At 50.4% G+C, this 25,732-nt stretch carries 26 protein-coding genes and 2 tRNA genes; 9 read left to right on the top strand and 19 right to left on the bottom strand.

Annotated elements, in window-relative coordinates:
- Positions 1 to 162: 162 nt before the first annotated feature.
- The 11 genes from C1A11_RS07385 to C1A11_RS07330 all read right to left on the bottom strand — a co-directional run bounded on the left by C1A11_RS07385 (position 163) and on the right by C1A11_RS07330 (position 9,554).
- Positions 163 to 248 (bottom strand) — tRNA-Tyr (locus C1A11_RS07385).
- Between the two features lie 22 nt (positions 249 to 270).
- Positions 271 to 346: transfer RNA gene (locus C1A11_RS07380), tRNA-Thr, on the bottom strand.
- A gap of 119 nt (positions 347 to 465) precedes the next feature.
- Positions 466 to 1,320 carry a prephenate dehydrogenase gene (locus C1A11_RS07375; protein WP_102049842.1) on the bottom strand — a complete coding sequence of 285 codons (855 nt, stop codon included), beginning with the start codon at positions 1,318 to 1,320 and terminating at the stop codon, positions 466 to 468.
- Positions 1,317 to 2,588, bottom strand: a complete 1,272-nt coding sequence (aroA, locus tag C1A11_RS07370) for a 3-phosphoshikimate 1-carboxyvinyltransferase (RefSeq protein WP_102049841.1) — start codon at positions 2,586 to 2,588, stop codon at positions 1,317 to 1,319. The genes C1A11_RS07375 and aroA overlap by 4 nt, the downstream gene beginning before the upstream one ends.
- Complete coding sequence (gene aroF, locus C1A11_RS07365; protein WP_102049840.1) at positions 2,588 to 3,604, bottom strand: 3-deoxy-7-phosphoheptulonate synthase; 1,017 nt, start codon at positions 3,602 to 3,604, stop codon at positions 2,588 to 2,590. Before aroF (C1A11_RS07365) ends, aroA begins: the two co-directional genes overlap by 1 nt.
- Before the next feature lie 86 nt (positions 3,605 to 3,690).
- The gene (aroQ, locus tag C1A11_RS07360; protein WP_102049839.1) at positions 3,691 to 4,146 is read right to left on the bottom strand and encodes a type II 3-dehydroquinate dehydratase; all 456 of its coding nucleotides are present in this window, start codon (positions 4,144 to 4,146) and stop codon (positions 3,691 to 3,693) included.
- 15 nt (positions 4,147 to 4,161) lie between these two features.
- The gene (locus tag C1A11_RS07355; protein ID WP_102049838.1) at positions 4,162 to 5,442 is read right to left on the bottom strand and encodes a shikimate kinase; all 1,281 of its coding nucleotides are present in this window, start codon (positions 5,440 to 5,442) and stop codon (positions 4,162 to 4,164) included.
- A gap of 59 nt (positions 5,443 to 5,501) precedes the next feature.
- Positions 5,502 to 6,611 carry a chorismate synthase gene (aroC, locus tag C1A11_RS07350; RefSeq protein WP_102049837.1) on the bottom strand — a complete coding sequence of 370 codons (1,110 nt, stop codon included), beginning with the start codon at positions 6,609 to 6,611 and terminating at the stop codon, positions 5,502 to 5,504.
- A 49-nt stretch (positions 6,612 to 6,660) separates the two neighbouring features.
- On the bottom strand, positions 6,661 to 7,662 hold the full coding sequence (gene aroB, locus C1A11_RS07345) for a 3-dehydroquinate synthase (RefSeq protein WP_102049836.1): 1,002 nt from the start codon (positions 7,660 to 7,662) through the stop codon (positions 6,661 to 6,663).
- A 304-nt stretch (positions 7,663 to 7,966) separates the two neighbouring features.
- Entirely contained in the window at positions 7,967 to 9,097 is a 1,131-nt protein-coding gene (locus C1A11_RS07335) for a bifunctional chorismate mutase/prephenate dehydratase (RefSeq protein WP_242965868.1), read from the bottom strand.
- Entirely contained in the window at positions 9,063 to 9,554 is a 492-nt protein-coding gene (locus tag C1A11_RS07330; RefSeq protein WP_102049834.1) for a deoxycytidylate deaminase, read from the bottom strand. The genes C1A11_RS07335 and C1A11_RS07330 overlap by 35 nt, the downstream gene beginning before the upstream one ends.
- 184 nt (positions 9,555 to 9,738) lie before the next feature.
- Here C1A11_RS07330 and rsmA point away from each other — a divergent pair, with 184 nt between their 5' ends.
- Positions 9,739 to 10,587 carry a 16S rRNA (adenine(1518)-N(6)/adenine(1519)-N(6))-dimethyltransferase RsmA gene (rsmA, locus tag C1A11_RS07325; RefSeq protein ID WP_102049833.1) on the top strand — a complete coding sequence of 283 codons (849 nt, stop codon included), beginning with the start codon at positions 9,739 to 9,741 and terminating at the stop codon, positions 10,585 to 10,587.
- A 262-nt stretch (positions 10,588 to 10,849) separates the two neighbouring features.
- A complete protein-coding gene (gene aroF / locus C1A11_RS07320) occupies positions 10,850 to 11,863 on the top strand; it encodes a 3-deoxy-7-phosphoheptulonate synthase (RefSeq protein WP_102049832.1) in 1,014 nt (337 codons plus the stop codon).
- A gap of 44 nt (positions 11,864 to 11,907) precedes the next feature.
- Here aroF (C1A11_RS07320) and C1A11_RS13800 read toward each other — a convergent pair whose 3' ends face one another.
- Entirely contained in the window at positions 11,908 to 12,081 is a 174-nt protein-coding gene (locus tag C1A11_RS13800) for a hypothetical protein (protein WP_180950280.1), read from the bottom strand.
- 89 nt (positions 12,082 to 12,170) lie between these two features.
- Between C1A11_RS13800 and C1A11_RS07315 the strand changes: the two genes are divergently transcribed.
- Positions 12,171 to 12,368: a helix-turn-helix domain-containing protein gene (locus tag C1A11_RS07315; RefSeq protein ID WP_102051031.1), complete on the top strand. Its 198-nt coding sequence runs from the start codon at positions 12,171 to 12,173 to the stop codon at positions 12,366 to 12,368.
- 125 nt (positions 12,369 to 12,493) lie between these two features.
- Here the strand turns inward: C1A11_RS07315 and C1A11_RS07310 are convergent, their stop codons facing one another.
- Positions 12,494 to 13,018: a GNAT family N-acetyltransferase gene (locus C1A11_RS07310; protein WP_145995737.1), complete on the bottom strand. Its 525-nt coding sequence runs from the start codon at positions 13,016 to 13,018 to the stop codon at positions 12,494 to 12,496.
- Between the two features lie 244 nt (positions 13,019 to 13,262).
- On the opposite strand from C1A11_RS07310, the gene C1A11_RS07305 reads away from it, so the two are divergent.
- Both C1A11_RS07305 and C1A11_RS07300 read left to right on the top strand, forming a co-directional pair.
- The gene (locus C1A11_RS07305; protein WP_102049830.1) at positions 13,263 to 13,730 is read left to right on the top strand and encodes a DUF6323 family protein; all 468 of its coding nucleotides are present in this window, start codon (positions 13,263 to 13,265) and stop codon (positions 13,728 to 13,730) included.
- A 9-nt stretch (positions 13,731 to 13,739) separates the two neighbouring features.
- Positions 13,740 to 14,948 carry a DUF6179 domain-containing protein gene (locus C1A11_RS07300; protein ID WP_102049829.1) on the top strand — a complete coding sequence of 403 codons (1,209 nt, stop codon included), beginning with the start codon at positions 13,740 to 13,742 and terminating at the stop codon, positions 14,946 to 14,948.
- A gap of 158 nt (positions 14,949 to 15,106) precedes the next feature.
- On the opposite strand, the gene C1A11_RS07295 is transcribed toward C1A11_RS07300, so the two are convergent.
- Positions 15,107 to 15,520 (bottom strand): hypothetical protein, encoded by a 414-nt coding sequence (locus C1A11_RS07295; protein WP_102049828.1) that lies wholly within the window; start codon positions 15,518 to 15,520, stop codon positions 15,107 to 15,109.
- A gap of 203 nt (positions 15,521 to 15,723) precedes the next feature.
- Here C1A11_RS07295 and hemW point away from each other — a divergent pair, with 203 nt between their 5' ends.
- Positions 15,724 to 16,812: a radical SAM family heme chaperone HemW gene (gene hemW, locus C1A11_RS07290; protein WP_102051030.1), complete on the top strand. Its 1,089-nt coding sequence runs from the start codon at positions 15,724 to 15,726 to the stop codon at positions 16,810 to 16,812.
- 209 nt (positions 16,813 to 17,021) lie between these two features.
- Here the strand turns inward: hemW and C1A11_RS07285 are convergent, their stop codons facing one another.
- A complete protein-coding gene (locus tag C1A11_RS07285; protein WP_102049827.1) occupies positions 17,022 to 18,263 on the bottom strand; it encodes a Zn-dependent hydrolase in 1,242 nt (413 codons plus the stop codon).
- A gap of 207 nt (positions 18,264 to 18,470) precedes the next feature.
- Between C1A11_RS07285 and C1A11_RS07280 the strand changes: the two genes are divergently transcribed.
- A complete protein-coding gene (locus C1A11_RS07280; protein ID WP_102049826.1) occupies positions 18,471 to 18,908 on the top strand; it encodes a MarR family winged helix-turn-helix transcriptional regulator in 438 nt (145 codons plus the stop codon).
- A gap of 109 nt (positions 18,909 to 19,017) precedes the next feature.
- Positions 19,018 to 19,872 (top strand): DegV family protein, encoded by an 855-nt coding sequence (locus tag C1A11_RS07275; protein ID WP_102049825.1) that lies wholly within the window; start codon positions 19,018 to 19,020, stop codon positions 19,870 to 19,872.
- Positions 19,873 to 19,931: 59 nt separating this feature from the next.
- On the opposite strand, the gene C1A11_RS07270 is transcribed toward C1A11_RS07275, so the two are convergent.
- Positions 19,932 to 20,687 carry a hypothetical protein gene (locus C1A11_RS07270; RefSeq protein ID WP_102049824.1) on the bottom strand — a complete coding sequence of 252 codons (756 nt, stop codon included), beginning with the start codon at positions 20,685 to 20,687 and terminating at the stop codon, positions 19,932 to 19,934.
- Between the two features lie 218 nt (positions 20,688 to 20,905).
- Between C1A11_RS07270 and spoIID the strand changes: the two genes are divergently transcribed.
- On the top strand, positions 20,906 to 21,952 hold the full coding sequence (gene spoIID / locus C1A11_RS07265; protein WP_102049823.1) for a stage II sporulation protein D: 1,047 nt from the start codon (positions 20,906 to 20,908) through the stop codon (positions 21,950 to 21,952).
- Here the strand turns inward: spoIID and C1A11_RS07260 are convergent.
- The 3 genes from C1A11_RS07260 to C1A11_RS07250 all read right to left on the bottom strand — a co-directional run bounded on the left by C1A11_RS07260 (position 21,942) and on the right by C1A11_RS07250 (position 25,697).
- Positions 21,942 to 22,466 carry a glucosaminidase domain-containing protein gene (locus tag C1A11_RS07260; protein WP_180950279.1) on the bottom strand — a complete coding sequence of 175 codons (525 nt, stop codon included), beginning with the start codon at positions 22,464 to 22,466 and terminating at the stop codon, positions 21,942 to 21,944. The genes spoIID and C1A11_RS07260 overlap by 11 nt on opposite strands.
- 214 nt (positions 22,467 to 22,680) lie before the next feature.
- Entirely contained in the window at positions 22,681 to 24,624 is a 1,944-nt protein-coding gene (locus tag C1A11_RS07255) for a DUF2142 domain-containing protein (RefSeq protein WP_102049821.1), read from the bottom strand.
- A 2-nt stretch (positions 24,625 to 24,626) separates the two neighbouring features.
- Positions 24,627 to 25,697, bottom strand: a complete 1,071-nt coding sequence (locus C1A11_RS07250) for a bifunctional glycosyltransferase family 2/GtrA family protein (RefSeq protein ID WP_102049820.1) — start codon at positions 25,695 to 25,697, stop codon at positions 24,627 to 24,629.
- Positions 25,698 to 25,732: the final 35 nt, after the last annotated feature.

Here is a 25,732-nt window from a genome sequence, read left to right as displayed (position 1 = left end):
AAGTATGTCGTTTTTTGTCACGAGCATGGAAGCGATAAAGTACAAAGCCGAAATTGCAGGTATATGATATGCATTGTGGGCCAGGGCTCAGCAAAATAGCTCTAAAAAATTTAAAACAACAAAAAACCGCCATAAACATAAATGTTTAAGCGGTTTTTTGCTTGGTGGAGGAGGATGGATTCGGACCATCGAAGCGATTACGCAACAGATTTACAGTCTGCCCCCTTTGGCCACTCGGGAACTCCTCCATATTCAATTTGCCTGGGTTAGTGGAGCTGGTGGACGGACTTGAACCCCCGACCTGCTGATTACAAATCAGCTGCTCTACCAACTGAGCTACACCAGCGAATAGTGCTTAATTAATATACCACGACAAAGCGGCTTTGTCAACACCTTTTTTGAAAAAATGCGGCATATTTTTTGCTTTTTCTCCACCTACCCGGCAAATATCGCTACACGGCAAATTTACGGCCGGTCAAACAAAGCCCGGCGCTTTGTAGATTTGCGGAACATTTCTTTTAAACCTTCGGCATCCTCTGTTTCCAACATTTGCCGCATTTTAAAAAGTTCGCCTGAAAAAGCGTCAATTTGTTCAATTAAGGCTATTTTATTCAGCAAAAACAGTTCGCTCCAAAGGTTTTCGTTGATGCGGGCAATACGGGTCAAATCGCGGAACGAATCGCCGGTATAATTTTGCAAGTTTTCATCATTATTGCAGGTCATCAGCGACACTGCAATTGCATGGGTAAGCTGGGATACAAATCCAATAATCGCGTCATGCTCTTGCATCGAAAGCCGCGTAACCGTGTGAAAGCCTAGCAGCGCACCCAGCTCGGTGGCAGTATCAAGCCCCTGCGGGGTATTTTTTTCCGTGGGCACCACAATAAAGTTCGCAGGGGCAAACATCGCGTCATTGCTGTTTCGCACGCCACTCACCTCTCGCCCTGCCATGGGGTGGCAGCCAACGAACTCAAGGTCTTCACGCAAAAAGCCCTGTATCACATCCAGCACACCACCTTTGACGCCGGAAACATCGGTGAGCAAGGCGCCCGGTTTGCAGTGCTGCTGTTGTGCTCGCACCCAGTCAATCATCGTTTTGGGATAAAGGCCAAAGATAATGAGATCCGCATTGCGCAGCATCTCCGGTTCGGGTTCGGTGGCGCCGGCGCAGATAATCCCCTCGTGCAATGCATAACCGATGCTGTCCGGGTTGGTATCAATCGCCTCTACATGGCAGCCTGCACGGGTCAATGCACGTGCATAGCTACCGCCCAAAAGGCCAAGGCCTATAATCAGTATGCGGGTTTCTTTTGTAATCATACGCTCAACTCCACACCAATGCCTGCACGCCGCAGGTCATCAAAAAATTCAGGGTAGCTTTTGGCAACGCATTCTGCACCTGCAATTTCTGCGGGCACTCCGCTTGCAGCGGCACAAATCGCCATGCTCATTGCAATGCGGTGGTCATTATGCGCGTCAATCACCGGCACACTTTCAGGCATTTCGCTTGCTTTGCCATGCACAATGATTTCATTTTCACTTGATTCTATCAGGAAACCGAATTTGCGCAATTCCGCTTCCATTGCTGCAATGCGATCGCTCTCTTTTAGGCGAAGTCGCGCCGCATTTTGCAGTGTTGTTTCTCCTTTTGCAAAGCAGGCAAGCACCATCGCAGCCGGGCCCAAATCCGGGCAATCCGCAAGGTCAATCGTGCCACCGGTAAGCGATGCCGGAGAAACCGCAAAGCCATCTTCTATTGCTTCTACTTCTGCTCCAAATTGGCGCAAAAAATTGAAAAACACAGCATCGCCCTGCGCGGTATCTGCTCTAAGACCACAACAATGAACAGGTCCGGAAAGTGCTCCCAGCAGTCCAAAGAATGCCGCGCCGCTGTAATCTCCCTCAACCGTAACATCTTGCGGATGATAGCACTGTTTGCCCGGAATGCGCAGCAAGTTCTCGCTCTGCCATTCCGCGTTAATGCCAAAATCACGCAATATTTTGAGCGTCATCACCACATAGCTGCGGGATTCAAATGGCTCGCTAATTTCCAGCACACTATCTTGTTCACAAAGAGGCAACGCAAACAAAAGCCCCGTCACAAACTGGCTCGAAACATCGCCGCGCAGCCGGTAGTGCCCGGAGGGGAGCGGGCCGCTAAGCTGTATGCCCTGCTCGGTTTGTGCAAACGGCAAGCCTTGCTCAGTAAATAGCTGCTGGTATACCTGCTGCGGGCGATGCGGCAGTCTGCCTTTGCCGGTAAAGATAATTTCTTCACCCCCCAGGGCAAACACCGGAATCAAAAACCGCAACGTGGAACCGGATTCGTTACAATCCACCGACGTGGCAGCGTGGGCGCGCGGGTCGCAGCCGTCTACTATCAGTCTTTCGCCCTGGTGCGTGATATGGGCCCCTAGTGCTTTCAGTGCAGCAGTTGTCGCGATAATATCCTTGGAGCTACCCGCCCCGGTAATGCGGCTTTTCCCCTTTGCAAGGGCAGCGGCAATTAAGGCACGGTGAGCGACGCTTTTGGAAGGCGGCGCAACCACCGTGCCGTCTGCCCTGCCCGGAAATACCCGCGCGAGCATTACAAATCCCGCCCGACAACATGGGCAATGGCACGGCCTTTTTCGATGAGCGTAGCCAGCTGCTCCGGGTACAGGCTCTGTGCACCATCACTGGAAGCATGCGGCGGATCAACATGAGTTTCAATCATCAGACCGTCTGCACCTGCTGCGATAGCAGCGAGGGCCATAGATTCCACCAGCTTGCGATTGCCCGTGGCGTGAGAGGGATCAATGACAATGGGCAAATGGCTGCGCTGTTTTACGATGGGCACCACCGAAAGATCCAGCGTATTGCGGGTATACGGCTCGAAAGTGCGAATGCCGCGCTCGCAGAGAATGACGTTCTCGTTGCCGCCTGCCATAATATATTCCGCGCTCATCAGCCATTCTTCAATTGTGGCGGAAAGGCCGCGCTTCAGCAAAATCGGAGTTTTGATGCGCCCCAGCTCTTTCAGCAGCTGAAAGTTCTGCATATTGCGCGCGCCAATCTGAATCAGGTCTACGTTTTCCACAAATTCGTCCAGCTTGTCCGCACTCATCAGCTCGCTGACAATGGGCATACCATATTTCTCTCTTGCTTCAACCATATAGCGGATGCCTTTGCTCTCAAGCCCCTGGAAAGAGTAGGGCGAGGTACGGGGTTTGTAGGCGCCGCCGCGAAAAAACGTTGCACCGGCTTCTTTTACTTTTTCTGCAATTTGCTGTGTCAGCTCGCGGCTTTCAATAGCACAGGGGCCTGCCATAACAGCGATCGGCTGACCTGCGCCGATTTTCACGCCGCCTACATCTACCACGGTATCTTCCGGATGGAAAACGCGGTTGACCAGTTTGTACGGCGCAGAAACCCGCTGCACATGGTCCACATACGGGGATGCCGCAATTTGGCGATCATCCAGCATCGTAGTGTTGCCCACAACGCCAAAAACGTCAAAGTCAGTGCCTTCAATTTCGGTAACGGTAAGGCCGAGAGAAGTAATGCGTTTGATAACGGCCTCGGTCTCCTGCTGAGGCACACCTTTTTTCATGGTAATAATCATTGGTAAAACCCTTTCTATTCCGTCTACGTCGCTTTGCGTGCGGTTATTTTAGTTTTAGCTGCACTCTGCGTTGATTTGCAGAGCCATTACGCATTCGGTGGTAGCGAAGCACCTAAGATATGTTTTTTCAAAAGCCCAATTGCAGTTGCATAGCCGGGCAATCCCTCGCCTGCCACGGTCGCAATGCATGCTGCCCGAAGGTAAGAAATCTGCCGAAAATCTTCTCGTTTAGATACGTCTGAAATATGCACCTCTACTGCGGGCAGTCCAACTGCTTTCAGTGCATCTAAAAGCGCCACGCTGGTGTGGGTATAGGCCGCCGGATTGATAACGATGCCATCACAATCTCCGTAAGCCGATTGAATCTCATCCACGAGCACTCCTTCGTGATTGGACTGGGCAATGCGCACTTCTATGTCTTCTTCTGCACAGACTTGTCGCACGAGCGTTTCTAAATCGCCGTAGGTTGCTTTTCCGTAAATTTCCGGCTCACGAATTCCCAAAAAATTAAGATTTGGGCCGTTTAAAACCAAGAATTTCATCTGCGTCGCTCCTTTCTATCTTGCAGCATCTGCGCTGGCACTTTGCAAAAAGCCAAACCTCTGCCATGCGTTTTTACAATTTTCTAAAGTGTCAGCTACACTGCCGCTGCCGTCCACCACTGCATCCGCAGTGGAAAGGTAACGCGGCATCCGCTCTTCATATCGCCTTGCGAGTGCTTGTTTGTCTGCTGAAAGTGGTCTGCCATTACCGGTTTCCAGTGCTTCTAACGGGCGGTCAAGAAATAGCAGCCTACCATTTTGCTTTAAAGCCGCAAGGTTATCCTCCCGCAGTATGGTGCCGCCACCTGTGGCAATCACAAGCCCGGTCTGGGCGCCAATTTCTTTGGTGACGCTGCTTTCTATTTCCCGAAAAGCATTTTCTCCATATTGTGCAAAATAGTCAGAGATAGAGCAACCGATACGTTTCACTATTTCAGCATCAATATCTATAAAGGGGCGGTGCAGCACTTCGGCAAGTTGCCTGCCCACTGTGCTTTTTCCGCTGCCTGGCATACCGGTTAAAATTAAATTTTCTTTTTGTGCAAGCACCGTGCGGTACATCTGCTCGGTTATACCCGGTTTAAAAGTGGTATCCAGAAAATATTCTGCCGCGCGCACTGCCTGCGCAACCAGCATATATAGCCCGCCCTCTGCGGGTATGGCTTGCTGTGCCGCGTTAAGCACCAATGCAGTACGCAGTGGGTTATACACAGCATCCAGCACACCGCAAAGGTCGCTAAATGGTGCCAGCGAAATCGCCTGTTCCCCCACCTTCGGGTACATACCGCAAGGGGTCGTGTTGAAAATCAATTCTATGTTTTCCAGTGCTGCTTCTTCATAAGTCAGCGCGCCGCCTTTGCCGGTGCGGCTGGCTTTGTGCACGGCCGCTGCGCCGAGATGCTCGAGTGCTGCGGCAACGGTACAGGAGGTGCCGCCTGTGCCGAGAATGAGTGCCTGTCGCCCCGCCACCTCGATGCCAAGATGCTCAATTAAGGCAACTACGCCATCAAAATCGGTATTATAGCCGTAAAGCTTACCCTCACGGTTGACAATCGTATTAACTGCGCCGATGCTTTGCGCACGCGGGTCAATTTCATCCAAATAGGGCATGACTGCCTGTTTATATGGTATGGTTACATTGAGCGCCGCAAAGTTTTTCTCCGTCAAAAAATCAGCGAGATGCTCCGGCGGCAATTCAATGAGGTCATAGGTATAGTCTGCAAGCTGCTCGTGAATGATTTTAGAAAAGCTATGCCCAAGATGTTCGCCGAGCAGTCCGTAACGCTGTGGTTGCATAGGGTGTTTCCTTTCTATCTGCTGCTTATCTGCACATGGTGCAGGTTTACGTCGGTGCTTTATTTTTCACCTGTCTGCCAGTCGGTACCAAAACGCTGGGTCAGCAAATCCAAAAGCCCCAGAGCAATCACGCTGTCTGCCACCACGCGGGCACGGTGTACAATCGCCGGGTCGTGCCGGCCTTCAATAGAAAGCGTTGTTTCTTGCCCTGTTGCAAGGTTTACGGTTTGCTGCGGCTGATAGATGGACGGGGTCGGCTTAACCGCGGTACGGATGCGCAAAGGCATGCCGTTGGTGATGCCGCCATTGATGCCGCCGTTATGGTTGGTACTGGTCGCCACCTTTCCCTCTTTGATACAAAACGCATCGTTGGCAGCACTGCCGCGTTGCGCACACAGCCCAAACCCGTCGCCAAACTCTACGCCTTTCACACCTGGCACCGAGAAAAGCAGATGAGAGAGTATACTTTCTACGGAGTCGAACCACGGTTCCCCTACCCCCGCCGGCAAGCCTGTGACGGCTGTTTCCAGCACACCGCCTACCGAGTCCAGTTCTGCACGCGCCGTTTCTATTGCGGCTTTCATCTGCGCTGCTGCAATCTCATCGAGCACTGCAAACTCTTTTTTATTCAGTGTTTCCAATGCCTGCGTCAGCAGCCTCTCATCTTCTGGCAGCGGGGCATCTGCTATGCCGGCGCAAGCTGCAATATGGGTGCCAACCCGAATATCGTGGGCGGAAAGAATTTGTAGTGCAACCGCCCCCGCCGCAACAAGCGGCGCTGTAATGCGGCCCGAAAAATGCCCACCGCCGCGTACGTCTTCAAACCCGTGGTATTTGCAGCGCGCCGCAAAATCCGCATGGGCAGGCCGAGGCAAATCCCGTAGCGCCGCGTAGTCTTTGCTGTGCTGCTGCGTATTGGGAATCAAAATCGTCATCGGAGTACCGGTGGTGTGTCCATCCACAAAACCGCTGACAATTGTAAATTCATCCTGCTCTTGCCGGGCGGTGGAAAGCTTTCCCGTGGGGCGGCGCAGCGTCAGCTGCTGTTTTAGATGGTCAAGGTCAACTGTAACTCCCGGTGCAAGCCCGTCTATTACTGCGCCAATGCTCGGCCCGTGCGACTCGCCAAACAAAGTGACCGAAACTGCATTGCCAAATGTATTTTTCATTATTTCAACGCTCCTTCATCTGCCACACCGGCAGCGTGATTTGCTTTTATTACACCAAAAGAGCCTTCAGCGATGCCGTTAGCACAACTTCTAGCGTGCAGCTGCCGGGTTGGGTTACTTTTACAATGGTTGTCGTTTCACCGTTGCCCTTTTTATCGTGGCAAACAGCGGCATACGCATACTCTTTGTCATAATCAACAGCAGTGGGCAGGCCATATTTCTGGAGTACATTCGCAATCCGGCTGCGCAGCGGTTCCTCTGTAATGGCAAGCATGCCGAGGCCGACACATTCACCGTGTAGCAGGGTGCCAAGGCCAACTGCACTTTCAATGCCATGCCCCAGCGTGTGCCCAAAGTTTAGGGTCTTGCGCAAATCCGCTTCTTTTTCATCATTTTCTACTACGTATTGTTTCACCAGCAAGCTGCGCCAGATAACTTCATCAAGTTTTGCCAGTGCATCCTCCTGCTCAAACATCTCAAACAGTCCCGCATCGTGAATCAGTCCGGTTTTGATTGCTTCTGCCAAACCGTTCACTAGCTGGCGGCGATTTTGTGTTTTCAGCGTTTCCGGATCGATTAACACCCGCTTTGGCTGGTAAAATGCGCCGATGCTGTTTTTAACATCTTCAAAATTGATGGCGACTTTACCGCCGATGGAGGAGTCTACCTGAGAAAGGGTGGTCGTGGGAATGTTATAAAAATCCACACCGCGCATATAGCTTGCGGCAACAAATCCTGCAAGGTCGCCCATCACACCGCCGCCAAGCGCGACCACGCAGTCCTTGCGGCCAAAATTCTGGTGCAGCATCTCTGCCAAAAGCTGCTGAAACACAGCAAAGCTTTTTGCCCCTTCGCCCTGCATCACCCGCATAACAAACGGCGTTTTACACTGCGCCGAAAGCAGCTTTGCATATTGCTCAGGCACACCGTCGTCCGTGACAATCAGCACCTTGCGGTCGAGGTTTAGATATTTGGCTGCCGAGCCCAGCAACCCATGTTCCATCAAGATATCATAGCTGTCTCGGCCCAGCTCCATATGCAGTGTTTTCATCACGCACACTCCTTTTTGCTTCGGCTGTTTTGTTTCAGCCCACAATTTAAAAACAAAAAATCCGGCAACCCGCTACGCAGGCTGCCGGATTTTGGCTTCACTGTTGCAATAAGCCCATTAAACCGGATTTGCGCAGCACAAATTTGCCTCGGTAAAAAAATAACCGAAGCTAAAGTAAAAATATGCTGCTTTAAAATTTCGCTTTTCCATAAAAACGGGCTCCAAAATTCGTAAGTTTTTTCCAGTATAAGTGAATTTTTATACGTTGTCAAGCTTTCGCACAGCAGTGTGGCAAAAAACTTGTCTAAGCTTGTTCTATTTTGCTGTAGCAGCCAAGGGTGCGCAGGGTTTTGCAGACGGTTTGCAGCTCTTTTAACATTGCGGTGGCATTCTCACTTGCAAGGCCCCCATCCAGCTCGGCATAAAAGTAGTACTGCCACGGCAGCTCTTTCATCGCGCGGCTGCGCAGGCACTCCATATTAAAGCTATGGGCACCAATAATGGCCAGTGCCTTCACCAAACTACCGGCATCGTGGTCTACGGTAAACAGCAACCCAAACCGGCTGCCAATATTTGTTTTGGTACGTGTAATCAGAATAAAGCGGGTAGTGTTGACTGCGCTCGAGTTAATATCTGCTGCCAGCACCGAAAGCCCATAGAGGGCTGCCGTCTCCTGCGACGCAACCGCCGCCTTGGTTTTATCTCCGGTGCAGCTTACATACTCCGCTGCCTTTGCCGTATTGGCATAGGGAATCAGTTCCCAGCCGCGTTCACGCAAAAAGTCGCTGCTTTGGTGTAGCGCCTGCGGGTGGGAGTATACTTGTTTCAAATCGCTCATCACGGCGCCGGGTACACCCAGCAGGTTTTGGCGCACCTCCAAATCATACCAGCCAGAGATATAGCAGTTTTCGTGCCGGTATAGCAAATCCAGCACTTCACCCACTTCGCCGGTGGTGCTGTTTTCAAACGGCAAAACGCCCACGTCAATCTGCCCTGCTTCCACAGCAGAAAGCACGTCGTCAAAGCTTGCAAACGCAGTCTGCTTTGCACCCGCAAACAAACGGCTGGCCGCAATGTGAGAAAATGCGCCCTCCGTCCCCTGGTACCCGACATGGCTGCCAAACAAAATCCGGGTTTGGTATTTACGTGAGGATGCCATCACACTTTTAATAAAATCAGTGTAATATTCGGCTAAAGCCGGCTCACAAAGGCGCGCCGTATTTTTGGCAATTACAGCCTCCTCGCGGGAAGCATCCAGCACCGACATGCCGTGCTCTTTTTTATAGGCGACGACCTCACCGACCGCTTTCATCCGTGCCTCAAACAAAGCTGTCATCTCGGCATCGATGCGGTCGATTTCGGTGCGTGCATGTTCTAAACTGTGCAGCATTTCAGACTCCTTAATAGCCGAAGGTTCCTTCCAGGCTTTCATCATGGCCAATCCACTCAGATTCCACATTGACGGTGCGGAACTCATCCTCATTGATGCGCACGATTACGGTGGAGATACCGGCATTGATAATCATTCGTTTGCACATGCTGCAGCACATCGCATCAGGAATATATTCGTGCGTTTTTGCGTCGCGGCCCGAAAGGTAAAGGGTCGCGCCGATCATGTCTACACGAGGGGCGTTGATGATGGCGTTTGCTTCGGCATGCACACTGCGGCAAAGCTCGTACCGCTCGCCACGGGGTACCTGCAATTTTTCTCGAATGCAGTAGCCTAAATCGCTGCAGTTTTTGCGGCTGCGCGGGGCTCCGACGTATCCGGTGGCAATAATCTGGTCGTTTTGTACGATGATTGCACCATAGTTGCGGCGCAGGCAGGTACCACGCTGAGAGACGGTATCTGCAATATCCAGATAGTAATTAATTTTATCGCGACGGCTCATAGGGTTCACCTCTTAGATTTCCGAGTTTCCGGTAATTATTTTCTTTATCATATCGTTTTTTTGCAGATTGCGCAAGAATTATGTTATACTGTTGATGGTTACAATAAGCTCAAATGCGGCTTTTCACAAGAGAAAAACCGATCAAATTACCAATCGGCCGCCTGGCCGGAAAGCAGGATCACTTATGCCCGAATTAACCAATATGAGCTATATCCGCGCCCTGTGCGAAAAACATGGGTTTGCGCTTTCTAAAGGCTTCGGCCAAAACTTCATCGTTAACCCCTCCGTCTGCCCCCGCATGATTGCAGCCTCCGGTATTGATAAAAGTTACGGCGTGCTGGAGATTGGCCCCGGCATCGGCGTACTGACCAAAGAGGCTGCAAAAGCCGCCGCAAAGGTAGTATCGGTAGAGGTGGATACGCGGCTGCCAGCGCTGCTTGAAGAGAGCCTGGCGGAAGTGGACAACGTAAAAATCGTGCTGGGTGACGTGCTGAAAACCGACCTTGCCGAACTGATTCGGGAAGAGTTTGCAGGGCTGAAAGTTGCCGTAGTGGCGAACCTTCCTTACTATATCACCAGCCCTATCTTAATGAAATTGCTCGAGGAGCGCCTGCCGATTGAAAGCATTACGGTTATGGTGCAAAAAGAGGCAGCCGACCGAATTGCCGCTGCACCCGGCAGCCGCGAAAGCGGTGCCATCAGTTTGGCGGTGCGCTATTTTGCAGAGCCGGAAACACTGTTCACCGTCTCTCCCGGTAGTTTTACACCGCCGCCCAAAGTAACCAGTGCCGTCATTAAACTGGTTCCGCACATCGTTCCACCGGTACGCCCGGCAAATGAAAAGCGCATGTTTGCCATTATTAAGGCAGCCTTTAGCCAGCGTCGCAAAACAGCGGTAAACGGCATTTCCGCGGGGCTTTCTTTGCCGAAGGCAACCGTTGCCGAAGCTGTGGAATCGCTTGGACGAGGTGCGATGGTTCGCCCTGAAAACATGCTGCTTGAAGATTTCGCAAAACTATCTGCGCTGCTCTAGCCCAAAAATTTAGGGTTGACAATCATTTTTTCGAGGTTTATACTGAACAAAAATCGAACCACGAGGTTTTACTATGAATCACATCAACTGCACAGCTGCATATTATTTTAGCTTCGGTTATTATTTTACCGGGGCTTCTTCTGCTGTGCCGAAACGCGATTTGTAAGGTTTTCTACGTAAGCCAAACACCGCGCCGCTGCATTGCAGAGCGCGGTGTTTTTTATTTTGTTTCATCTAGCCGAAAGAAAAGGAGAGTACCCATATGATCATCATTTTTAAAAAATCTGCCAGTGAAGAGCAGATTGCCACTTTCACCGAGGATCTGAAATCTCAGGGTCTCGGCATTCACGAAAGCGTCGGCGAAAACACGCATCTCATCGGCCTTGTGGGCGACGTATCTAAGCTGGATGTCGACCAGCTTGCTGCCAACGATTTTGTGGAAGAAGTAAAGCGCATTTCTGAGCCTTACAAAGCTGCAAATCGCAAATTTCATCCCGATGACAGCACAATCGAAGTAAAAGGAGTGAAAATTGGCGGCTGCAACTTTGCTGTTATGGCTGGCCCTTGCAGTGTAGAAAGCGAGCCCCAGATTATTGGTGTTGCCGAAGCTGTAAAAAGCAGCGGTGCAAGCCTGCTGCGCGGCGGCGCCTTTAAGCCTCGCACCTCTCCTTACTCTTTCCAGGGCCTACGCGGCGAAGGGCTAGAATTGCTCTGTGCTGCACGCCGTGCAACCGGGCTGCCCATTGTAACCGAAATTATGAACACAGAAGATTTGCCTTTATTTGAAGACGTGGATATGATTCAGGTCGGTGCGCGCAACATGCAAAACTTTGAATTACTCAAAGCGCTTGGCACACTGGATAAGCCCATTTTGCTCAAACGCGGTCTTTCTGCTACAATTGAAGAGTGGCTGATGAGCGCCGAGTATATCATGGCCGGTGGCAACGAAAAGGTGATTCTCTGCGAGCGTGGCATTCGCACCTTTGAGCCGAGCATGCGCAATACGCTCGACCTTTCTGCGGTGCCGATGCTGAAAGCAAAAACGCATCTGCCCGTTGTGGTAGACCCGAGCCACGCGGCAGGCATTGCCTGGATGGTGGAGCCGCTGAGCATGGCCGCTATCGCAGCAGGAGCTGATGGCCTGATGATTGAGGTGCATAACGACCCGAAACATGCACTTTCGGATGGTGCACAGAGCCTGACCCCCGCAAAGTTTGATGCGGTAATGCAGAAGGTAAAAGCCACTGCCGCATTTTTCGGCAAAACACTTAATTAACCAAACCAGTTATCTGGCACATAAAAAAAGAGCATGGAAGACGTTTACTTCGGTTCTTCCATGCTCTTTTTTTGTTCTGTAAAAGCTGCCATCTGCAGGGTCGGTTCCTCTCCTGCGAGATATAGCCTCTCACACTCCAGCTGTGCTGCAATTAATAAATTAATTGCTTGCTCCGAGGCGCGAAACATCGTATGGTACATTTTTTTATAATCGGCCAAAAAAACCACCTCTTGTATATTTTAGGACGAATAGTCCTAAAATTCAATAGGACATATTGTACTAAAATATAATTACTTTGGTGATGAATATGAAAATGAAAATTCGCGATCTCCGCGAAGATGCTGATTTGACCCAGCGACAGATTGCGGATTATCTGCAGTGTGACCAGTCGCTTTACTCAAAATATGAGCGGGGCGAACGTGTGCTGCCTTTAGACATTGTGATAGCATTGGCTGACTTTTACGATGTCAGCCTTGATTATCTTGTAGGACGCGACTTAAGCTAAAAGCAATAAAAAACAAGGGCTGCCCCTACATTTCGGGCAGCCCTTGTTTTTTATTTTTATCCTAACCTCATAAAGGCTGGTGCAAACTACTTTTGTATTTGACCATTTTAAGCAGCGCAACTTTACTACCGGTGCTGTTTATTTTGTAAATTTGGAAGCTCTGTTTTATTTTTCGTTTTTGTGGCTCGCTTTGGGCACTCCCAAAATAAAACCGTTTGCTGCGCACCGGCGCCGGGCAGCACGCCTGCTGTATCAAAGCCCTGTGATGAAAAAAATGCAAAGATTTGCGTATCTTCAGGCAGCGGAGAGAGTAAAATCCCGTTATAATGCAGCGCAGCGGCAATGTGTTTTGCCTGTGCCATCAGCGCCGTGCCAATTTGCTGGCGCTGCCATTCTGCTGCAACCACAAGTTCCACCGTAGCAAATTGCTGCCAGCCGCCCTCGCCCATAGAGCGCAGCAACAGAACACCTTGTACGCATCCCTGCACTTGTGCCACAAGGCATAGACTTTGCCTATGTAAAAGGCTGCGGCAATCTTGCAGGCTTTGCAGCGGGTAAGGAAACAAAACGGAGCCCATTGCGACTGGCTCTAATATCTGCCAAAGCGGTATCACGTCGCTTTCGCTATATTTTCGTATCAGTAGCTCCATTTTTTCACCCCGCTTGTGGTATTGATTATAAAAGAAAAAGCAGCGCCGCGCAAGAGAAAGGATTTTCTGCCGCTCTCACCTTTGCTACGCCGGCTAAATTGATGCCAAAAAACAAAAAAGAGATTATCGGGCCAGTGCCCAATAACCTCTTTTTATTGTATTTATCATACCACAAATCGTCCAAAAATTCAAGACTTGTCATTGTTTACATCCGTGGTATCCTTGTAAGCCAGAGGTGGTAAAAATGGAACAAAACTTTGCACTGGCAATGGTAGAAATGCAAAAGATACAAGCGTTACAGGAGCTGCGCTGCTGTAACGAGTTATCCCAGCGCTTCGGGCTTTTTTTGACAGAACAGCAGATATCCAATTTGGTTGACCGACGATTTGAAGCACTTACTGAAACCGGCCGGGTAGAGTTTGATACCGGCATTTTACCCAAGCTGGTAGAAGCTTTTTGCGATTCTCTTTTTATCGATAATGCCAACTATGAGGAGGTATTACAAGAGCTTCAAAATTCGTTTTACTATTTTAAAAACGAGTGCCATGATTTGATTTCTGACGAAGAGCTGATTGAGTTTATGCGGCGTATATTTAACGGGCGCGCTCAAGGCTCTTTAGAATATCTAAGCGGGACTTCCCTGGATGAACTTTGCCGCAATACGCGCTACGGGTATGCCTATGAGGACCCTGACGATATACAAACGTTTTAGGAGGCTTGGATGGAAAACGCTTATCTTTCAGAAATTTTACCACACATTTTGCAAGGCTCTGCGTTTACACAAGAAGAGGTGCATCGCCTACAAGCCGCACTATGGCAGTTGCTGAAAATACAGACCGCAAGCTATACAATGGGCGAAAGCAGCTCTGTAACCGTGGAAGTGGCCGGTGAGCTGCTACAGTCCCTTTGCTTCACGCTTCAGCTGCATCTCACGCACACTGGAGATTTCAGAGAGCTTTTGACCAGTGAGCCTTCAGCCCTGCTCGCCAAGGCGCAGCAAACGTTAAAGCGTGAAGTTGATATTGGCAAATTGTTGTTCGCTCGGGCAAAAGCCGCGGGCCCTGCGCTCGACAGCGTTTCTTATCAGGATACTTTAAACGGAATTGCACTCTTTTTCAAGCAGTACGACCTTCGCTTTTTCGCGCATCAAATTCCGGGCGAGATTGATTATCAATTGGCACAACCGCTGCCGGATTCTTTGCAAGGCATCGCATATATCAACGAGTACCTGCGCCGCCTTTGCACTGAAAATATCTTTTGTTCGTATTTTCCTGCCGAGCATTTGGATTCGTTGCTGCAAAGCATTTCTCCCGAATACGGCGGCCTGCTGATTAATTTGTTCGAGCCTGCCGCAGTGAATGCGATAGGGCTTGCACTTTTGCAAAAAAATGTCCTTGGCTTAAATATTTCGGCAGCGGACCGAATTGAACTGCAAGCTTTGTTTCGGGATAAAGGACAAGATTCCACGCTTTCTTTGCTGGCTTTGGCATCCAAAGAAGTCTGCCGCCAACTTGCAATCAAAGACTCTCTGCTGCAAAATTATCTGCTGAAAACTGCACAGGATATTTACTCCCGGCTGGAAACTGCCGCCAACTTAGAGGGTCTTTTTCTCGCTTTTTATGAGCAGGCAGAGGATGAGCCCTCGCCAATTTTTTACGACGGGCCGCAGCTACCATTCAAATGTCTTGCCGCTCTTATCTGTGAGCTGCAAGATTCGCCCTGCATCCCTGATAAGATAGCTTTGGCGCTGCGTACGCTGCATAGCGTCGCAGACCTCGCGGAGGTTTTAAACGTTTGCTTTTGGGAGGAAGAGGCAAGTCAGCTTCTTGAGGCTCTCCCCGCTGAAACGCGCCAACAGCTCGCCGCTTTTATCACCCGCAAACCGGAAGGCTGGCATTCTGAAACTGGTTGGGAGAAGTTTTTAGAGTAGCAGGCATCCTTTATTTGTTCACCACTTTTGATATCCACTTTTAAAAATAGCGCCTAATGCAAAACAAACGCCCTGGCAGCAAAACAGCTGGCAAGGCGTTCTATTTTAAAGGCTATCCGGTGCAGGTAAAAAACAAAATCTATTCCGCAAAGCTAAATTCAGCTGCGTTTCTTTTTATTTTTAATAAACCAAAGCAGATAAATGCCGCTGGCGATTACGCCTAAAAAACCGACAATCATCCCCAGTGCATCAAACTGTTTATGTCCTAGCAGAAAATACTGCAAACCCTTGATGACAAACAGCAAAATAGAAAACATTGCGCCCCATGCAAAAATCATCGGGGGCTGGCCGTCACCCTCTTGCTTTTTGCGCACGTCGTCGTCATACTGCTGCATTAGTTTTGCGGCTACCTCTTCATAGTAGCCCATTTTGTTCATTGCTTCTTCGGGCGTTTTTCCGGCTTCAATCATCTGAAACAGCTCAGTTTCCAGCTGGTTGCGGATGCGTCCTTTTGTCGTTTCAGAAACATCGACAGCCTGCATAACCTCACTGATATATTCTTCCAACGTCATTGGTTTTGCTCCTCTCTTGCGAGCGGGGCATAGCGCCCACTTTTGCTCATAAAGAATATTATAGCGCAAAGACAAGCTTTTCTCAAATGGAAATATGTTATACTATTCTTATCCAAATTTATTTTGCAACGATGCGGCTATCTTTTGCGGGCAGTATCAAAAAAGCACCTTTACGCATTTTATCAGAAAGGCAGGCGGCACCAATGGCTTTTGGCCTCTATCTGCACATCCCCTACTGTAAATCCAAGTGCAGCTATTGCGATTTTTATTCGATGGGCAGGCGCACCGAAGTGCCGCAGGCCTATGTTGATGCACTGCTGCGCGAAATGCGCCGCTTTACCAACTGTGATTGCACCGCCTTGCGGCCGGACACTCTCTATTTCGGCGGTGGCACACCAAGCCTGCTTACACCTGCGCAGGTGACACGGCTAATTGACGAAGCATCCCCTGTGCCGAGCGCTGAAATCACGCTGGAGGCTAACCCGGATACGGTAACCGCAGAGAGCCTTGCCGGATACCGCAAAGCCGGTGTAAATCGACTTTCTATCGGGGTGCAAAGTGCCTCTGACCGTCAGCTTGCTCTGCTGGGGCGGGCGCATACCACACAAACAGCACGTGCCGCATTTGAAATGGCGCAAAAAGCGGGCTTTACCAATATCAGCGGCGATATTATGCTGGCTCTGCCGGACTACAGCCGGACTGAATTTGATGAAACACTGTCTTTGATTGCCGAGGGCGGTGCAACGCACATCAGCAGCTATTTGCTGAAAATCGAAGAAAAAACAAAGTTCGGGCTACACCCGCCGAAGGGTCTGCCTGAGGAGGATCAAGCTGCTGACTTTTATCTTTATGCGGTAGAACAGTTTGCCGCACGCGGCTATGCGCAATATGAAATCAGCAATTTTGCGCAGCCGGGTTACGAAAGCCGCCACAACATGATTTACTGGGAGCTGGGGGACTATCTTGGAATTGGCCCGGCAGCTTACTCCTGCATGAGCGGCGAACGGTTCCATTACCCCGCAGATTTAAACGCTTTTATCGCACGCACAGCGCCTGTACTGCCAGACGGCAAAACCGACGCCGAGGAATACATTATGCTGCAGCTGCGTCTGGCGCATGGTCTTGATTTGAAAAAACTGCGCACCGGTTTTGGCCTCAGCCTAAATGAGGAACAGCACAAAAAAATCACCCTTTACCAAAAGGCGGGGCTTTGTACCTTTTCCGGCGATGTGTTGTGGCTAACCCCGAAAGGTCTGCTGGTGCAAAACTCGATTTTGACAGAGCTTTTTTAAAGCGCTGTTTTGGACGCGGCAGGATAGCTGCCAGCTTTGCGGGTATGCTCTCCACTTTACGTATTAGAAATCCTTAGCATCTGCAAAGAGCATTTCATATCAGCGAAATTGTATAAAATGCAAATTAGCATCGATTGCTAATTGCTAAAAAAGCCCCCACCGGTTCACAAAACCGATGGGGGCTTTTGCTTTGCTGCACTTGGGGAGAGTTAGTCTTCGTCAGCCAGCTGCATGATGGTTTCGCAGGCAACTTCGATGCCTTTTTGCAGCTTATCATAATCGGTCCACTCTTCCGGGCAGTGGCTGCGTCCGTTTTTGCTCTGTACAAAAATAAGGCCAACCTTTGTAACGCCGCCCATTACCTGAGCATCATGGCCTGCACCGGAAAGCATTTCTTTGTGGCTCATATCTGCCGCTTCTGCATTTTTGGTCATCAATTCGCAGACATGCGGATCCATGTTGACGGGGGTGACATCCATCATCAGTTTAACATCGGCAGAAAGGTCTTTTACACCTTCCACGGCAGCCTCGGCCGCTGCTTTCACCTTGCCGAACACTTCGTCTAAGCACTCAGTATACTGGCTGCGGATATCGACAAAGAATTCTACTTTGCCGGGAACGATGTTAAATGCGCCGGGCAGCACATTTACTTTGCCTACGGTTGCAACAGTTCCGTGGCCTGCTGCGATAGCCGCTTCGTTTGCAGCAATCGCTACTTTACTTGCAGCAAGAAAAGCATCTGCACGCATGTCCATCGGGGTAGTGCCTGCGTGGTCAGGGCGGCCGGTAATGGTCACCTGCACCTCTTTGATGCCAACAATGGTCTTGACGATGCCGACATCAATGCCGCCATTTTCAAGAATCGGCCCTTGCTCAATATGCAGCTCGATGAAGTTTTTCACTTCTTCAGGCTTTTTCACAGCTTCGCTCAGCTTTGCAGGGTCAAGGCCAAAAGCCTTCATGGCTTCGCCGGTGGTAATGCCGTCTTTATCGTGGAAAGTGGCAAGCTCTTCTGCCGTCAGGCGTCCAGCCATGGCACGGCTGGCAAATAGTCCGCCCGAAAAGCGGGTGCCCTCTTCTTCAATCATCGCAACAAATTCGACCGGGTGTTTCGGCTGCTTGCCGAGGTCCTGATAGACGCGAGCTGTTTCGAGCCCCATAACTACGCCAGCAGGGCCATCAAAGTTGCCGCCGTTTTTTACCGAGTCGTAATGGCTGCCTGCCATCACCACCGGCAAAGTCGGGTCGCTGCCTTCCAGTCGTCCAATTACGGTGCCAACCGGGTCAATGCGTACGGTCAGACCCGCTGCTTCCATTGCTCCAATCAGGTAATCCTGCGCAGCTTTATGCTCTGGGGTGAACGAAAGCCGGGTAAGCCCTGCACCCGGGGTGGAGTTAAATGCGGAAAGTGCCTCAATATCCTTTTGGATACGCTCTACTTTTGTTTTCATTTTTAAACTTCCCTCCATACTTTTTGGCTATGCCACTTCAACGTATTAGTGTAATTATAGCGGAATATCACCACCTGCGCAACCGCCAATGGCTTTTTTATCCAGAAACCTTTTTCAAAAAATGGATTTGACGGCTAGAACTTGATATGCTATACTTCCAAATAGTTTGAAGTTCAAAGTTTGAATATCAAACAATTGGAGGATAACATGACAAAACAACAGCAACTGAATGCATTTTTGGTGCGTGTATTCAATGATATTCTGCGCTTGGAAGAGCAAAGCCTGGCGCACGGCCCATACAAAAACCTTTCGGTTAGCGAAATGCATCTGCTGGAGGCGGCCTCTCGCAGTGAAGAACCGCTTCCTATGACAGCCCTGGCACGTATGCTTAGCATTTCTGCGGGCACGCTGACAGTAGCGGTAAAGGCATTAGAGCAAAAAGGTTACTTGATGCGGCAAAAAAGTGAAGAGGATAAACGCAAAGTCCTCGTGGTGCTCAGCGATACGGCCGCTGGCGCGTGCGAGGCGCATCGCAGATTCCATGCACGAATGGTGGAAGGTGTTGCCGGTGTACTTTCGGAAGAAGAACTGGGTACATTAGTGCAAGCACTAGATGCGCTGCACGGCTTTTTTAAATCTCTGTAACTTCACTTTTTCTTTTTGCAAATTTAAGATTTTCTATTGAAAAACCTCTTGCCAAATTATTGTGCGTCCACGCGCCGCCCCTTTGGCAGAACGAGAAAGGAACTTTGCCATGATTCGTATTCTTACTGATTCTACTGCTGATTTTTCTGCTGCACAGCAACAAGAGCTTGGGGTCCACGTTGTGCCCCTTAACGTCAACTTTGGGCCAGATGAGGTTTACCGTGACGGTATCGACTTGGATGCTGAAGAATTTTACGAGCGGCTGTCACAGGCAGACCATTTGCCGACCACCAGCCAGCCCAGCCCGGACGCTTTTTTGCAGGAGTTTGAAGCCGCGCGCGACGCCGGTGATGATGTTGTAGCAATTTTGCTTTCCAGCAAACTTTCCGGCACGGTGCAAAGCGCAGAGCTGGCACGTGGCCTGTGTGAAGGCTGGGGCGACCATATTTATATTGTGGATAGCCTTACCGCCACCCTTGCGTTGCAGTTGCTCTGCCGCCATGCGCTGGAGCTGCGCGCCGCCGGAAGCACCGCTGCCGATATTGCAACCGCGGTAGAGGAAGATCGTCACTTTGTGCGCCTGTATGCTGTTGTAGACACGCTGAAATACCTGCAAAAAGGCGGGCGGTTGCCAAAAGCCGCAGCGGTTGCCGGCACCCTGCTCGGCATTAAACCGGTCGTGACAGTACGCGAAGGCAAAATTGCAGTTGCGGGCAAAGCGCGCGGGCTTGCCGGTGCCTATGTTAATATCTTTAAGCTGATTACTGACGAAGCCGGTGGCATGGACAGCAGCCGCCCCGCAATGCTGGGTTATACCGGCCATGCAAATACGGTAAAACCTTTCCAAAAATATATCGGCGATCAGCTGCATCTGCCAGCGCCGCTTGTTTCTCCAATCGGAACAGTCATCGGTACCCACGCAGGCCCCGGTGCCTGCGGTATTGCCTATTTTGCAGCTCAATAACTTCGCGCAACAAAACAAAAATGCCCAGCCTGAGCAGTTTCTCGGCTGGGCATTTTTTATTATGTTTCGGGCGGTACTGACATTTGCTTTGCAACGACAGCGCCTACAATGCCAAGCGCCATAATGGGCAGTTCCAGTGTGAGGTTGCGTGCAGAAAATCCACCTCTAATCAGCAAAAAGATGGTCTGTGCTGCAAAGCAAAGTGCAAAACAAACTGCAACATTGCTCAACCAAAAAAGGTTGGCTGTTTGGCTGGGGTCGCGCAAAAAGACGGCGCGCAGCAAAGCAGTAAGAAAAAGCAATCCAAAAATACAGCCACTAATTGCCACCGTAAGTGTAAAATGCTGGTTGCTGGCGGGGCGCTCCATATATTTCAGTAGAACAGAAAGCAAAACTGCACTTGCGGCGGAAAGCCCAAACCCTAACGTGCCAGAAGACGGAAATTGACCCGCACGCATTGCATTGCCGGTGCAAAAAAACCATACGCTGCCTAAAATGCTAAGCACCGCAAATAAAACGCGCGCCACGGTCAGGCCCGAGATGAAAACAAAAAGCGCCGAAAGAACAAAATAAGCGCCCGCTGCCCAAAACACAATGGCCAGCAGCGCGGTCGGTTTCAGCACCCGCTCGGTTTTTTTTACCCGGCGAGAAAAAAGAAACAGCAGGCAAATAACCAAAGCAAATGCCCCGTAATGCAGCCAAACACTGCCGAGTGTTACAAACCCGGTCGCTGGTGCAACCTCCATAAAAAGGTCTACGCTGAACAGCACTGTCCAGACAAATGTTAAAACAATAGAACTACGAAACTCTCGCATTCGATATACTCCTCATCCGGTGGGCATCTTCTTTTTTTCTGTCTGCCCGCATATTGATATTACAGGCTGTCCTGCTTTTGTCACAATGGTTTCATGATAGAACAAACCGCGAAAATAATCAAGCTTTTGGTGATAACTGCATCGGTTTACAGAGCCTTTTCTCGCCGTTGGGCAGCCGGGCCTGCTTGGCAGGCAAGGAACAGAAAGGATTGAATACGATGAAAAAAAGTTTTCCTGTTTTAATAATGTTCGCACTGCTCACGCTGCTGATTCCTCTGGCTGCCAGTGCGCTTACCGGGCTGGGCACAAAAACGCCCACGCCCCCTGCTTCAACTGCGCAAAGCACACCGCAAGCACCCGCCTCCTCGCAAGCAGGCAGCACGGCTTCCTCTGCCCCGGCACTAGATGCCGAGGCTCCTATGCTTCTGCTCGATGCTGCCACCGGAGAAGTGAAAACAGTCGCAATGCGCGACTTTTTGATTGGCTCGGTTTCCAGCGAAATGCCAATCAGCTACCAAAAAGAAGCGTTTAAGGCACAGGCAGTTGCCACCCACAGCTACGCTTTGGCAAGCAAGGCCGCACAGCTGCTCTCGCCCGATGCCGCGCTTAAGGGTGCCTATCTGCGCGTCAACCCTGCGGCACACGAGGGCTACATGTCCGATGCCGAGCTGCGCGCCACCTGGGGCGACAACTATGAGTCGAACTACGCTTACGTCAGTGCCGCCGTGGATGAGGTGTTAAACGAAGTGCTGATGTATGACGGTGCTCCTGCGCTTGCAACCTATTACGCCATTTCAAACGGTAAAACGGAGGCCAGCGAGGCTGTTTGGACCACCGCGTTGCCATATCTTGTCCGGGTGGATGCCCCGCTCGACAAAACCTCTCCCGATTATGAGGTATCCACCGAGATGACCGCACAGCAGGTGTATGATGCCCTGACGCTGAAATTCAAAGCGCTGAATCTTTCCGGCAAGCCTGCCGCGTGGTTTGGCGAGCCGACCCGGACCGAATCTGGTTATATTGCAACTATCCCTTGCGGTGGGCAGGTGCTGCGCGGCGTTGATGTGCGCGCCGCGTTGGGCCTGCGCAGTGCAGATTTCACAGTAACCTGCAGCGCTGACAACACTTTCACTTTCGTCACCCGTGGCTATGGGCATGGCGTCGGCCTTAGCCAGTTCACCGCAAACACGCTTGCGGTGACTGGTAAGACCTACCGAGATATTCTGGCTTATTTTTACCCAGGAACCACCCTTGCTACTCTTTAAAAATATCCCCTGCGCGTTTTTCAATGGAAGCAACGCAGTCGCGCAGTAATTTTTCGTAGCTGCCGGAGCTGGAAGCGCTGTACCCACTGCGGGCAATAATTTCAATGCAGCGGTCGGTTTGCGGCAGCTCTGTAGAAGCGAGATATTTACGCAGCTCTGCATAGGCGCTGCCCTGTTTGAGCAGCCGCGCGTAACTCTCTGCAAACTCTCTGCGGCCGGCGTAAACGCGGAATTGCTCTGTTTTGCCTCCCGGTACGCAAATGCTCGCCCAGTTCTGTGCCCGCTGCGATGCCGCGGTGCTGCCCCATCCACTTTCTGCTCCCCATTGCGCTAGAATAAATTTCTGTGGCAGACCGTAACATTGACGGCTCACCCACTGAGCCGTTGGTGCAAAGCTCATGACAAAAGCCTGCACTTTCGGCGTAGGCTCGGAATTTGGGTTTTTCCCCACCAGCTCTTCTGCGCCATTTGCCACCATCACTGTCTGCACCGGGATGTCTAGATATCGATTCAAAATGTACCATTCCTTTCTTCCGCTGTTTTTTCCCCGGCGGTATAATAGAAGCTTATTCCGAAGCAGGCGAAAACTTCCCTGCCCAGAAGCCCCCGGCACAGTATATGTCGAAAACTGTCGGCTGGTTCTCTGGCTCAACAATATGCAAAACAGCGATGAATCTCCCACAAGAAGATTCATCGCTGTTTTATTTTTATATCGACAAAGAGAACAATTAGAGATAATGCGCTACCAAAATAGCACTAATCAGCACCGTGTTCATTAGCAGTGCTGCCGCTGTGGATGCATAGCGCCAACACCTTTTTTCTTGCGCAAACGGTGCAAGCGCCACCGGCACCAGCATGAGCAGCTCGATAAAGTAACGCCCCTGAATGCCTGTGACAGAAGGTGCACCCACTACGTTAGAGGTGATATACATTCCAAGATAGGTAGCACACCACACACAAAACGCCACCCCGAAGAATGGTTTTGTGCAAGCACGGGAAGAAACAGGAAGTGGTTTTTCTGTCCGCATAAGCCACATTAAAACAAACGGTAACAGCAGCCCCAGCCAGGCGATGTCGTAAGTGTTCCATCCTAAATTGAAGAAGCCTTTATATAAAGTGTAAATTTCGAGGAACATCGTCCCCAGCACTGCATTCACACCCGCGCCCAGGTTTGTGAACAGGAAGTGCAGCTGTGCTCCGGCATCTGCCCCCTCGATGACTCGCAGGCCACGTAGACCTGAAAGCATCGTCCAAACCCCTGCTAGGGCAACGGCAATTCCCAGCTGCAACCATACCCAGTGCTTGCCGTTTTTTCTTGCATATGCGCTTTTAGGTAAAAGCAGAATCAGCGGCAACAGGCAGATATACGGAATGCGCGTCAGCGCCATGCAGGCGGTAACGGCAAGCCAAACAGCGGTTTGCCACAACTGCACCTGCCCGGCCGCTTTTTCACGCAGCCGCAAAAAGAGTGCGATAGAGATGAACCCCAGTGCAATCGTAATTCCATCCGGGCTAAAGCTAGCGGCCAAAAAGATGCTGTTGGGGAAACAGGCCAAAAAGGACAGCACTCGCTTATAACCCGGGCTGATTGCAACTGCAAGCCCGCAAAGTGCAGCGTAGTACAGCACATTCAATACGCGGGCAAGGTACAAACAGCTCATGGCAGAAATACCGGCAGCCGTGCCAATTTTAAGCCCCAGCGCAGAGGCAAGGTACCCGATAAAGAAATAGTTGCCCGCTGTTCCCGCCGTGGATTCCACACTTTCCTGCCCGGCAGGCATCGCATAAAGATGTGTATCCGAGAACCGCGCAAAGGTATTCTCCGACTGGCTGCCCATCGTCATAATTTGTTCTATATTCGCGTCTGCCTCAAATAAAGTGTCCGAATAGCAAAAAACTTTCCCTTGTGCCAGTGTTTGAGCACGCAGGGCATGAGCATGCTCGTCCGGTACATCCCCCAGCGGGTTGAGCATTGCCACAAAAAGCCCGATACCTGCCACCATGATAACTGTGTTCATCACCGGCTTTTTTCCGCTAAGCAACAAAATACCAGCAAACAGACAAACAGCAAGCGCCGCAACCACTTTATAAGTCGCAAGTTGCCCATTGGGCTGGTTGTTAAATTGTAATGCGAGCGGAGCATCCAGCGGCTTTCTGTCTAGCACCGCGTTTTGTGCAAAATCAGTGTCTTGCATTGTTACAAAGCGGGCCGCGTCATGCTCCATGGTGCGCACCACTTTCAGTTCCAGCGTATAGGTATTGCCCGCAAGCCCCTGTAACGGAGAGAGCAACACATTCACAGGAGAAGTCGCTTCCCCCGTTTTAAAATCGTTTTGCATCACCACTTCGCCGTTTACATCATACAGCGTTACCAGATACATGACCGAGTAGGTTGTATCCGAAGCGTCGAAGGAAAGGTAAAGCGCCCGCAGCTTATCGCAAGGCGCAACGAATGTTTGCGTCAGTAGCGAGCCTTCTGCCAGCGGCTCGGTGGTACCCGTAATTTCGGGAATATAATATTCATTTTCACTCGGTCTATCATATAGTCGGCCAAACGTATAAACATAGCCTAACAGCAAAACACAGGCACAAAACCATAATGCCGCCTTTTTCAGCAATTCCTTTTTAGAAAAATCGCAGTGTTCTTTAATGCACCTGGCAATTGTACTCATTACTACCCCTTAGTTGTCGCCTTCTGTTTCTCGGGCGAATCTTTGTCTTGTTTATGGGCCATCCGGCATTGTACACTAAAGCTGACGCAATAAAGTGTACCTTCCGTAATCAGCTTTGCACACCACGGTGCAATGGGAAGCGGATTGGTAAGCAACCAGATAAGACCGCAGTTTAGCACCAGAATGCACAAGGCTAAAAGAGCATAACGGCCAAATGTATAATATTTTTGGGCACCGGTAAATACCCATCTGCGATTCATCGTATAGTTGCAAACCGCGCTGATAACACGAGCACCAATGGTAGCTGGCACCGCAGCAAACGAAAACAGATAAGCAAACAGCGTGAACAGAAGATAATCAATTCCGAAAGAAAGCATCGACACCAGTGCAAAACGCGGAAATTTGGCAAACAATAGCCGATAGATACGCATACCGTCCGCAACGGGACGGAAATGAGACGAAGCGTTGTTCTCGATATATATTGTTTTGATAGCAATTTCCTCAATTCCGCCAAAAAGACGAGGAGTGGCAATCAACATATTCATTTCGTATTCATACCGGTCACCTTCTAGCCGTAGCAGCTCTTCTGCCCTGCCCTCTGTAAGCGGAATACCACGTAATCCGGTCTGGGTATCCCCCAGATCAATGCTGTACAACGCACGGAACAAAAATGCCGTCAACCGGTTACCGGTGCGCGAACGCGGCGGCATTTCTGCTGTATTGCGACTGCCAAGAACCAGCGCTTTGGGGTACTGTCTCATCGCTTCTGCGATACGTACAATATCCTTTACGGTATGCTGCCCGTCGGCATCCGCGGTTACCACACCGGTATAGCCTTGCGCTGCGGCCTCCGCAATGCCAGTTTTAAGGGCATAACCTTTACCGTGATTTTCAGGATAGGAGATGACCTCGGCCCCCATCTGGGCTGCGACATGAAAAAGCGGCCCGTATACGGGGCCGCTGCCGTCATCTATTAAAAATACTGATAAATTCTCTGCGCGGAGTGCCTGGACAAGCGCACACATTTTTTCATCCGGTTGGTATGCCGGAATCAATACTGCTATTTGTTTCATTTGCGTCTCCACCTTATTTTCGCACCTTTTTAGAA

It is taken from the genome of Pygmaiobacter massiliensis, assembly GCF_900199435.1.
GTDB lineage: Bacteria > Bacillota > Clostridia > Oscillospirales > Ruminococcaceae > Pygmaiobacter > Pygmaiobacter massiliensis.
The sequence above is the reverse complement of the archived record's forward strand: the minus strand, read 5'-3'. Positions and strand labels throughout refer to the sequence as shown.